The 9570-nt window shown below is 69.4% G+C and carries 10 protein-coding genes and 1 pseudogene; 9 read left to right on the plus strand and 2 right to left on the minus strand.

From position 1 onward, the window contains the following. The first annotated feature begins 12 nt into the window (after positions 1-12). The 8 genes from G7A98_RS04630 to rimI all read left to right on the plus strand — a co-directional run bounded on the left by G7A98_RS04630 (position 13) and on the right by rimI (position 8056). Positions 13-1284, plus strand: a complete 1272-nt coding sequence (locus tag G7A98_RS04630; RefSeq protein ID WP_163648304.1) for an outer membrane protein transport protein — start codon at positions 13-15, stop codon at positions 1282-1284. A 167-nt stretch (positions 1285-1451) separates the two neighbouring features. Then, positions 1452-2550, plus strand: a protein-coding gene (gene prfB / locus G7A98_RS04635) for a peptide chain release factor 2 (RefSeq protein WP_163648305.1) whose coding sequence is annotated in 2 segments (ribosomal slippage) — positions 1452-1526 and positions 1528-2550 — 1098 coding nt in all. Because the reading frame shifts where the segments join, the coding sequence is not laid out codon by codon here. 185 nt (positions 2551-2735) lie between these two features. Next, a complete protein-coding gene (gene lysS / locus G7A98_RS04640) occupies positions 2736-4286 on the plus strand; it encodes a lysine--tRNA ligase (protein ID WP_163648306.1) in 1551 nt (516 codons plus the stop codon). A 258-nt stretch (positions 4287-4544) separates the two neighbouring features. Then, on the plus strand, positions 4545-4931 hold the full coding sequence (locus G7A98_RS04645; protein WP_163648307.1) for a hypothetical protein: 387 nt from the start codon (positions 4545-4547) through the stop codon (positions 4929-4931). 72 nt (positions 4932-5003) lie between these two features. Next, entirely contained in the window at positions 5004-6404 is a 1401-nt protein-coding gene (locus G7A98_RS04650; RefSeq protein ID WP_163648330.1) for an MFS transporter, read from the plus strand. Positions 6405-6469: 65 nt separating this feature from the next. Next, on the plus strand, positions 6470-6781 hold the full coding sequence (locus tag G7A98_RS04655; protein ID WP_163648308.1) for a BolA/IbaG family iron-sulfur metabolism protein: 312 nt from the start codon (positions 6470-6472) through the stop codon (positions 6779-6781). Beyond that, positions 6771-7601: a hypothetical protein gene (locus G7A98_RS04660; RefSeq protein ID WP_163648309.1), complete on the plus strand. Its 831-nt coding sequence runs from the start codon at positions 6771-6773 to the stop codon at positions 7599-7601. The genes G7A98_RS04655 and G7A98_RS04660 overlap by 11 nt, the downstream gene beginning before the upstream one ends. Beyond that, a complete protein-coding gene (gene rimI / locus G7A98_RS04665; RefSeq protein WP_224415754.1) occupies positions 7598-8056 on the plus strand; it encodes a ribosomal protein S18-alanine N-acetyltransferase in 459 nt (152 codons plus the stop codon). The genes G7A98_RS04660 and rimI overlap by 4 nt, the downstream gene beginning before the upstream one ends. A 16-nt stretch (positions 8057-8072) precedes the next feature. On the opposite strand, the gene zapB is transcribed toward rimI, so the two are convergent. Both zapB and rsmD read right to left on the minus strand, forming a co-directional pair. Next, a complete protein-coding gene (gene zapB, locus G7A98_RS04670) occupies positions 8073-8276 on the minus strand; it encodes a cell division protein ZapB (RefSeq protein WP_163648311.1) in 204 nt (67 codons plus the stop codon). Positions 8277-8343: 67 nt separating this feature from the next. Next, a complete protein-coding gene (gene rsmD / locus G7A98_RS04675) occupies positions 8344-8973 on the minus strand; it encodes a 16S rRNA (guanine(966)-N(2))-methyltransferase RsmD (RefSeq protein WP_163648312.1) in 630 nt (209 codons plus the stop codon). 89 nt (positions 8974-9062) lie between these two features. On the opposite strand from rsmD, the pseudogene G7A98_RS04680 reads away from it, so the two are divergent. Beyond that, positions 9063-9570: pseudogene (locus tag G7A98_RS04680) on the plus strand (signal recognition particle-docking protein FtsY); the annotation flags it as partial.

Genomic DNA, 9570 nt, shown 5'->3' on the forward strand with positions numbered 1-9570 from the left:
ATGTCGATAATCATGCATAACAACAGGAACAAGCTCGCCATCGCCATCGCCGCTGTCTCGGCCGCGATCTCGACCTCTGCCGCGGCCGGGGGCTTCCAGTTGAACGAGCAGAGCGTGAGTGCCCAGGGCACCTCGTTTGCCGGGCGCACCTCGAATGTCACCGACGCCTCGATCGTCTTCGGCAATCCGGCGGGGATGTCGTTTCTCGAGCGCACCCAGGTTACCGCCGGGGCCACCTATCTCGACGTCAACAGCGATATCGACAACGCCGCGGGGACCACGGCGCTGGGCACCCCCGTCACGCCGGGGACCAACGAGGGCGACATGGTGCCGGGCAAGACGGTGCCCTTCGGCTACTTCGTCCAGCCGATCAACGACCACCTGCACTTCGGCCTCGGCGTCTATGCGCCGTTCGGGGTGATCACCGACTACGAGAGCCGTTTCGAGGGACGCTACTTCGGCAGCTACAGCGATGTGGAGGTGATCACCGTCCAGCCGACGCTGTCGATCAAGTTCAACGACCAGTTCTCGGCCGGTTTCGGCGTGACCTACAACCGCATCGATGGCGAGCTGGAAAAGGCCACCTATGGCGGGCCCTTCGGCGACGGCAGCGTCAATGTCCAGGGCGACGACGAGGCCTGGGGCTTCACCTTCGGCCTGATGTACAAGCCGGTCGAGTCCACCACCCTCGGCGTGACCTACCGCTCCGATGTCGACTACACCCTGGACGGCGACCTCAGGACCCGCAACGTCTACGCCGGTGGCACGCGCACGCTGCCCGATGCGACCTACGATGCCTCGCTGGACATCACCCTGCCGGAAACCATCGACTTCTCGGTGACCCACGACGTCAACGACCGCTGGACGCTGATGGCCGGGGCGGCGCTGGTCAAGTGGAGCAGCTTCGACCGACTGGTGATCGCCAACGACAGTCCGCTGGGCACGCGCACCGAAGTCCAGGATTACGACGATGCCTGGCAGTATGCGCTGGGGACCGCCTATCAGGTATCGCCGGCCTGGGTGCTGCGTGCCGGCATCGCCTACGATGACTCGCCGATCCGCGACGCGGTGCGTACCGTGCGCGTGCCCTCCGGAGACCGCACCATCTACTCGCTGGGCGCGGGCTGGACGCCGGTGCCGGACCTGACTCTCGACGTCGCCTATACCTACATCGACGAGGCGACCGCCTCGGTCGACGAAGCCTCCCGCACGGCCGGCCGCTACCGGGCCGACTACCACAACAAGATCCACGGCATCGGGGGCCAGCTGACCTACCGCTTCTGATCCCTTCACGTCCCCGCCGGGCTCGGCCGTTCGGCCGGGCCCGGCGCCCGTCGTGCGGATGACGCCCTCGGGCTGTTTGGCTACAATGGGCGCCTTTCGACACGCGGCGCCCGGCCGTCGTCTCGCCGGCGTCCGGTGTCGCCATCGCCCATCAAGACGGGATCACCATGCAAGAGATCAATCCGATCAATCACCTCATCAAGGACCTGTCCGAACGGACAGACGTCCTGAGGGGGTATCTTTGACTATGCCGAAAAGAAGGATCGGCTAGAGGAAGTCACCCGCGAGCTCGAGAACCCGGATATCTGGAACGACCCGGACTATGCCCAGAAGCTGGGCAAGGAGCGCGCCACCCTCGAGAACATCGTCGCCACCATCGACCAGCTCGATCAGGGGCTGGCCGACAACCGCGAGCTGCTGGAACTGGCGGTGATGGAGGAGGACGAGGATACCGTCGAGGAGGTGAAGCGCGAGCTGGAAAATCTGCAGGCCAGCCTCGAGAAGCTCGAGTTCCGGCGCATGTTCGCCGGCGAGATGGACGAGAACAACGCCTACCTCGACATCCAGGCCGGCTCCGGCGGCACCGAGGCCCAGGACTGGGCCAACATGCTGCTGCGCATGTACCTGCGCTGGGCCGAGCATCACGGCTTCAAGGCCGAGATCACCGAGCTTTCCGCCGGCGAGGTGGCGGGCATCAAGTCGGCGTCCGTGCACGTCCAGGGCGAGTACGCCTTCGGCTGGCTGCGCACCGAGACCGGCGTGCACCGCCTGGTGCGCAAGAGCCCGTTCGACTCCGGCGGTCGTCGCCACACCTCCTTCGCCTCGGTGTTCCTGTCGCCGGAGGTGGACGACAGCTTCGAGATCGAGATCAACCCGGCCGACCTGCGCGTCGACACCTATCGCTCCAGCGGCGCCGGCGGTCAGCACGTCAACACCACCGATTCGGCGGTGCGCATCACTCACGAGCCCACCGGCATCGTGGTGGCCTGCCAGAGCCAGCGCAGCCAGCACGCCAACCGCGACTTCGCCATGAAGCAGCTCAAGGCGAAGCTGTGGGAACACGAGATGGAGAAGCGCAACGCCGCCAAGCAGGCGGCCGAGGAGTCCAAGGCCGACATCGGCTGGGGCAGCCAGATCCGCTCCTACGTGCTGGACGACCAGCGCATCAAGGATCTGCGCACCGGCGTGCAGTCCAGCAGCTGCGAGAAGGTGCTGGATGGGGATCTGGATCAGTTCATCGTGGCCAGCCTCAAACAGGGCCTTTGAGCGACGCTATTGCGCTCGACGAGGCGGTGTTGCGGCGCTGCTCATCATGCTCATGGACAGCCACGTCCACTGCGCTGATTCGCACCGCCGCGCCTTGCCTCGTCGTCGCTCATGACGCGTCTCGACCTGGGTGGCACCTTCATCGCGCCACAATCGATAGCGACCTTCCATAGACAGGCAGAACCATGGCGAACCAGGACAACCAAGCGGCCGTCGAGGGCCAGGACGAGAACCGTCTGATCGCGGAGCGTCGTGCCAAGCTGGCGGCGCGGCGCGAGCAGGCCGCCGAGCGCGGCACGAGCGTCTTTCCCAACGACTTCCGTCGCGACAGCAGCGCCGCCGCGCTGCAGGCCGAGCTGGGCGACCGGGACAAGGAGGCGCTCGAGGCGCTGGACCGCCGGGCCGCGGTGGCCGGGCGCATCATGCGCAAGCGCGGGCCCTTCGTGGTCATTCAGGACGCGTCCGGCCAGATCCAGCTCTACATCGACAAGAAGGGCCTGCCGACCGAGACCCTCGAGGACATCAAGGGCTGGGACATCGGCGACATCGTCGCCGGTCGCGGCCCGGTGCACAAGTCCGGCAAGGGTGACCTCTATGTCAAGATGGACGAGGCGCGGCTGCTGACCAAGAGCCTGCGCCCGCTGCCGGACAAGTTCCACGGCCTGACCGATCAGGAATCGCGCTATCGCCAGCGCTACGTCGACCTGATCATGAACGCCGACTCGCGGCGGGTGTTCGAGACCCGCGCCCGGGTGATCAGCGCCATGCGCCGGTTCTTCGAGGACCACGGCTTCATGGAGGTCGAGACGCCGATGCTGCAGCCGATTCCCGGCGGCGCCACGGCCCGGCCCTTCATCACCCACCACAACGCGCTGGACCTCGACATGTACCTGCGCATCGCCCCCGAGCTGTATCTCAAGCGGCTGGTGGTGGGCGGCTTCGAGCGGGTCTTCGAGATCAACCGCAACTTCCGCAACGAGGGGCTGTCGACGCGGCACAACCCCGAGTTCACCATGATCGAGTTCTATCAGGCCTACGCCGACTATCACGACCTGATGGATCTCACCGAGGCCATGCTGCGCGAGGTGACGCGCTCCGTGCTGGGCACCACCACGGTGACCAACACCGTGCGTGACGCCGACGGCGAGGTGCTGGAGACCTTCGAGTACGACTTCGGCCAGCCGCTGCGCCGGCTGAGCGTGTTCGACGCCATCCTCGAGTACAACCCGGATATCCGGGCCGAGGCGCTGGCCGACGAGTCCGCCGCCCGCCAGATCGCCGAGCGTCTGGATATCGACGTCAAGGACGGCTGGGGCCTGGGCAAGGTGCAGATCGAGATCTTCGAGAAGACCGTCGAGCATCGCCTCCAGCAGCCGACCTTCATCACCGACTACCCGACCGAGGTCAGTCCGCTGGCGCGGCGCAAGGACTCGGATCCCTTCGTCACCGACCGCTTCGAGTTCTTCGTCGGCGGCCGCGAGATCGCCAACGGCTTCTCGGAGCTCAACGACGCCGAGGACCAGGCCGAGCGCTTCGCCGCCCAGGTGGCCGAGAAGGAGGCCGGCGACGACGAGGCGATGTACTACGACGCCGACTACATCCGCGCCCTCGAGCACGGCCTGCCGCCCACCGCGGGCGAGGGGATCGGCATCGACCGGCTGGTGATGCTGCTGACCGACAGCGCCTCGATCCGCGATGTGCTGTTGTTCCCGGCGATGCGCCCTTCCGGAGATTGAAGGCGCTGCGCGTCGGCCAGACCTCGTGGCGCGGGGGTTCGCCTTGCTCATGTACCACCTCGTACATTCCGCCGGCGAATCCCCGCGCGCCTGGTCTGGCGCAGGCTCGCCGCCTTCCGCGTGTTCCGGTGGGGCGGCGCATTCCCGCACAAGAGGGCGCGGTCGGGAAGTGTTGGTAAGGGGCGTGGCGAGCGCCCATAATGATCGGCGTTTTACTGGCGCGGCACATCCGTCGCGGCACCTTCGAGGAGAGTCCCGATGAAACTGCTCAACCGCTCCGCGCTGAGCGTCAAGCCCACCCAGGCGTTCGTCGACTGGGTCAACTCGCTCGAGCCCGTGATGGGCGACGACGATCTGACGCTGGGGGATGTCGACAGCGAGAGCACGGTGTACCTGATCCCCGAGATGGATACGCCGGAGGCACTGCAGGCCTATGTCCGCGAGCGGTATCTGGACATCCTCGAGAACGAGCTGCGTGCCTGGGAGGAGGACACCCGGCAGTGGCCGGAATCCCTCGACTGGGCACTGTTCGAGCGCTTCCTGGTCGTCGAGCACAGCTATCTCGCCCTGGATCTCGAGAACGACGAGCCGATCGAGATCGCCGACATCGACGACGACCTGCTGATGGACGCCGACGAGGACTGAGCACGCGGTGTCGCCTTCGCCTTGCCCTGATTGCCGTTCCCGCCTCGGCCGCCGGACGCCTCCGGCGTGCTGATGCGCCGCCTGTTCGAGACCCGCCCCGGTGACACCGGCCTGCCCGGCCCGCAGCGGCGCTGGGCCCTGCTGGTGCTGGTGATGGGCACGCTGATGGCGGTGTTCGACGGCGGCATCGTCAATATCGCCCTGCCGACCCTGGCCCGGGAGCTGAATGTCAGCGAGTCCCGGGTGGTGTGGATCACCAACGTCTATCAGCTGGTCAGTGCCTCGTCGCTGCTGGCCTTCGCGGCGCTGAGCCGCCTGCTGGGCCGGCATCGCCTCTACATCGGCGGCCTGGCGGTGTTCACCGTGGCCTCGCTGGCCTGTGCCCTGGCGCCGGGCTTTGCCTGGCTGGTGGGGGCGCGGGTCGTCCAGGGGCTGGGGGCGGCGGCGATGCTGTCGATCGGCCCGTCGATGTACCGGGTGATCTTCCCGCCGCGGCTGCTGGGCTCGGCGATCGGCATCGGTGCGCTGGTGGTGGCCTTCGGCATCGCCTTCGGCCCCTCGCTGGGCGGCGGTATCCTCTATCTGGCCAGCTGGCCCTGGTTGTTCGCCATCAACGTGCCGATCGGCATCGCCGCCCTGCTCCTGGCGCTCAGGGCGCTGCCCCGCGAGGCGCCCGAGGCGGGGCGCTTCGACTGGCCGGGGGCACTGCTCTCCGCGGGCATGGTCTCCACCTTCGTGCTGGCGCTCGACCAGCTGGGACACGGCGGGCTGCACCTGGTCGCCCTGGCGCCGCTGGCGACGAGCCTGGCCTGCCTGGCGGGCTTCATCCGCCGCCAGCGTCGGGCGGCGACCCCGCTGGTGCCGCTGGCGATGTTCCACGAGGCTCGCTTCAGTTATGCGGCGACGATCTCGATGTGCGCCTTCATCGCCCAGGGGGCGGCCTTCGTGGGGCTGCCGTTCCTGTTCCAGAGCGTCATGGAGCGCAGTCCCCTCGAATCGGCGGCGCTGTTCACGCCCTGGCCGCTGGCGCTGATGGTCACCGGCCCCCTGGCCGGTCGCCTGGCGGATCGCTTCAATCCGGCGGTGATCTCGTCGCTGGGCCTGGTGCTGTTCTTGGCAGGCATGCTGTCGCTGGCGCTGCTGGGCGAGGACACCACCCTCGGTCATGTCGTCTGGCGGGTCGCGCTGTGCGGCATCGGCTACGGCCTCTTCCAGGCACCCAACAACCGCGAGCTGCTGGGCGGCGTGCCGATGGCCTACAGTGCCAACGCCTCCGGGGTGATGGCCTCGGTGCGCACCTTCGGCCAGGCGGTGGGCACGGCGCTGGTGGGGCTGGTCCTGGCGCTGTCGCTCGGCGCGTCCGAGTCGCCGGTCGGCTCGCTGACGCTGGCGCTGTGGCTCGGTGTCGCCACCGTGAGCCTGGCGCTGGCGTTGAGCCTGCGGCGGATTCCGCTGGCCCGCCACGCTCGGTGATCCCGGCTTATCGCGGGTCGCCGCCAGGCGTTACAATGACTCCATTCTTGTCAGGAGGAGTGGTCATGAGTGTTCAGGCACGCATCGAAGAGAAACTGCACGATCTCGAGCCCGTGCACCTGAGTGTGGAGAACGAGAGCCACAAGCATCACGTGCCGCCGAACTCCGAGACGCACTTCAAGGTGACGCTGGTGTCGACGCGCTTCGAGGGGCTGATGCCGGTCAAGCGCCACCAGCAGATCTACGCGCTGCTGGCCGAGGAGCTGTCCGGGCCGGTGCATGCCCTGGCGCTGCATCTCTATACCCCGGCCGAGTGGGACGCCCGCGGCAGCCAGCGCCCCGACTCGCCGAACTGCCGAGGCGGCGGTGGTCGCTGAGCCGCTCGGCGAGCCGCAGCGTTCGCAGTACCTGGAGGCCATGGGGCTGACCGCCTGGGTCGGCCGTTATCGCCTGCCCAATGCCCGCGAGAGCCAGGCCTGCGACTGGCCGGAGCCGTCGCACGAACCGGCGCGTCCGCCGGCGCAACGCCTGCACGCCCTGCTCGACGAGGCCGCGCCCGAGCCACGCCCGATGGCAGCGAGCGAGGAAGCCCCGGTGCTGCCGCGCGCGAACGCCCGGCGCGCCAGGGCCCTGCTGGGGGGGGCTGCTGAGCCCCCCGAGCCCGAGACGCCGCAAGCCGTGCCCGCCGCCGCGGAGGCGGAAACCGTTTCGACGCCGGAACCTCGGGAAGCGCTGCGTTTCGCGCTGCAGGTGGCGGCGCTGGAGGGGCGATGGCTGATCCTGCTGCCCGGCGAGACGCCACCCGACGCGAAGGCCCTGCGCCTGCTCGGCAACCTGCTGCGTGCCGCCGGCATCGAGGTCGAGATGCCGGCATTCCAGGCGTTCCGCTGGCCGCTGATGGACGGGCTGAGTGCCGAGGCGCCGCTGCAGGAGGCGCAGGACGGGCTGCAGGCCTTCATCGACGGGCGCCGACGGCGGGGCTGGCAGCCCGAGCGGGTCCTGCTGTTCGGCGACGCCCCCGTGCTGAGCCGGGTGCTGGCGGCCGACGCAGACCGGTGCGGGCTGCTGGAGCTGCCGTTGTGGCAGGGCGAGACCCTGGCGACCCTGGCGACGTCGGCCGAGGCCAAGCGGGCCCTGTGGCCGTACCTCGCCGAATGGCGAACGGCCTGGCGGTCGCTGGAGGGGGGCGTGTCGTGACGCCGGTGCTCGAGCGGCTGACCCCGGCGGCACTGGAGGCGCTGGTCGCCGTCGAACGCGCCGGCCAGGCGCATCCCTGGTCGGAGGCGGCGCTGGCCGAGGCGCTGACGTCGCCGGCGTACGAACTCTGGGGAGCATACGCGCCGGGAGCGCCGGCGGAACTGCTCGGCCATGCGGCGCTGTATCGGTTGCCCTTCGAGGCGGAGCTGCAGGCGATTACCGTGGCGCCCGGCGCGCGTCGCCGGGGCATCGCCCGGTGCCTGCTCGAGCGCCTGCTGGCGCGGGCGGCCGCCTGGCGCAGCGAACGCCTGCTGCTCGAGGTGCGTGCCTCCAACGCGGCGGCACTGGCGCTGTACGCGGCGATGGGCTTTCGGGAGGACGGTCGGCGGCCGAACTACTATCCCGCCGGGGCGGGGCGGCGGGAGGCGGCCGTGCTGATGTCGCGGCCGCTGTAGGCGGCCGCGGCGCGGATCAGGAAACGGAGGACGTCTCGCTGCCTTCCATCTCGCGGAACTTCTCCAGCAGGCCACTCAGGCGGCGTTCCCACTCGTCGTGCTGCTGCTTGAGGCGGGCGTTTTCCTCGCGCAGCTCCTCGGCTTCCATCTTCAGCATCTCGAGCGACTCGACCGCGTGGGTCACCTTCTGTTCGAGCTGATTGAAAAGTTCGCTACTCATCCGTTTCTCCTGGTCGCTGATCGCGTTCGGGGGCCGTGTCTGCGCAGACTACGCCGTGGCGCGGGGCTCAGCAAGCCTCGCCCGCGGGCGGCGCACGATGATAGAGCCGGCCGTGGGTTTCGCCGGCGCGTACCTCGCGATGCAGGCGCCAGATGGAAGGCACCTCGGGGGGCAACTCCGCCTCGTGCTCGACGTAGATCCAGGCCTCCTCGTTCAGCCAGCCGGCTGCCTCCAGGGCCGCGCAGGCCGTCGCGGCATGCCCCTGACGAAACGGCGGGTCGAGGAAGACCAGGTCGAAGGGGGCCTCGGCGGGCGTGACCAGGAAGCTCTCGGCCGTGGCGTTGACCAGCCGCGCCGCCACGCCGAGCGTGTCGATGTTGGCCTGCAGCGCCCGGGCCACGGCGGGCTGGGCCTCGACGAACACCGCCTCGGCCGCGCCGCGGGACAGCGCCTCGAAGCCCAGCGCGCCGGTGCCGGCATAGAGGTCCAGCACCCGGCGCCCGGCGAGTTCGAAGGCCAGCCAGTTGAACAGCGTCTCGCGGACGCGGTCGGGGGTGGGGCGCAGGCCGGGGCTGTCGGGCACGCTCAGCAGGCGGCGCTTGAAGCGGCCGCCGATCAGGCGCAGCTTGCCGCTGGGCGGGGACGAGGCCCGGGCGTTGCGGCGCGACGCGGGCTTGCGGTGACGATGACGGCTCATGACCGGCGGATTGTACGCGCGCCGTGTCCACAGTGGTAGCGGGGGGTGTTAGGATACGGCGATTGTTTCCGTCCAGGTTTTGACTGCCCATGTTCGGTTTTTTCAAGCGCAAGAAGAAGCAGCAAGAGGCCGCGGAACGCGAGGAGCCGCGGCAGTCGACGGTCGAGGACGTCGAGGAGGAAGCGCCGGCGGACGCCGCGCCCGACAGCGGGGGCGACGAGGGCGAGGCGCGCGCCGCTCCGGCCGCCGACGCGGCGGAGGCGGCCGTCCACACGGTGGATCCCGAGGCCGACGAAGTCACCGACTATACTCCCGAGGTGCGCGAGCAGGCGGCCGCCCGCGAGGCGCTCGACGGCGATGTCGCGCCCGGCGAGGCCCGCAGCGCGCTCGAGGAGGCGCCGGTGGACACCGCGCGCGAGTCCCTCGCCGAGCCGGCCGGGCGGCCCGCCGATGCCGCCGAGCCGTCTCCGGAAGAGGAAGCCGCGGAGGATGACACCGCCGCGACGCCGGCGCAGCCTGTTGCCGAGCCCGAGCCCGAGCCCGAGCCCGAGCCCGAGCCCGAGCCCGAGCCCGAGCCCGAGCCCGAGCCCGAGCCCG

Origin of the sequence: Modicisalibacter sp. 'Wilcox' (assembly GCF_010993675.1) — a bacterium.
In the GTDB taxonomy this organism is placed as follows: domain Bacteria; phylum Pseudomonadota; class Gammaproteobacteria; order Pseudomonadales; family Halomonadaceae; genus Modicisalibacter; species Modicisalibacter tunisiensis.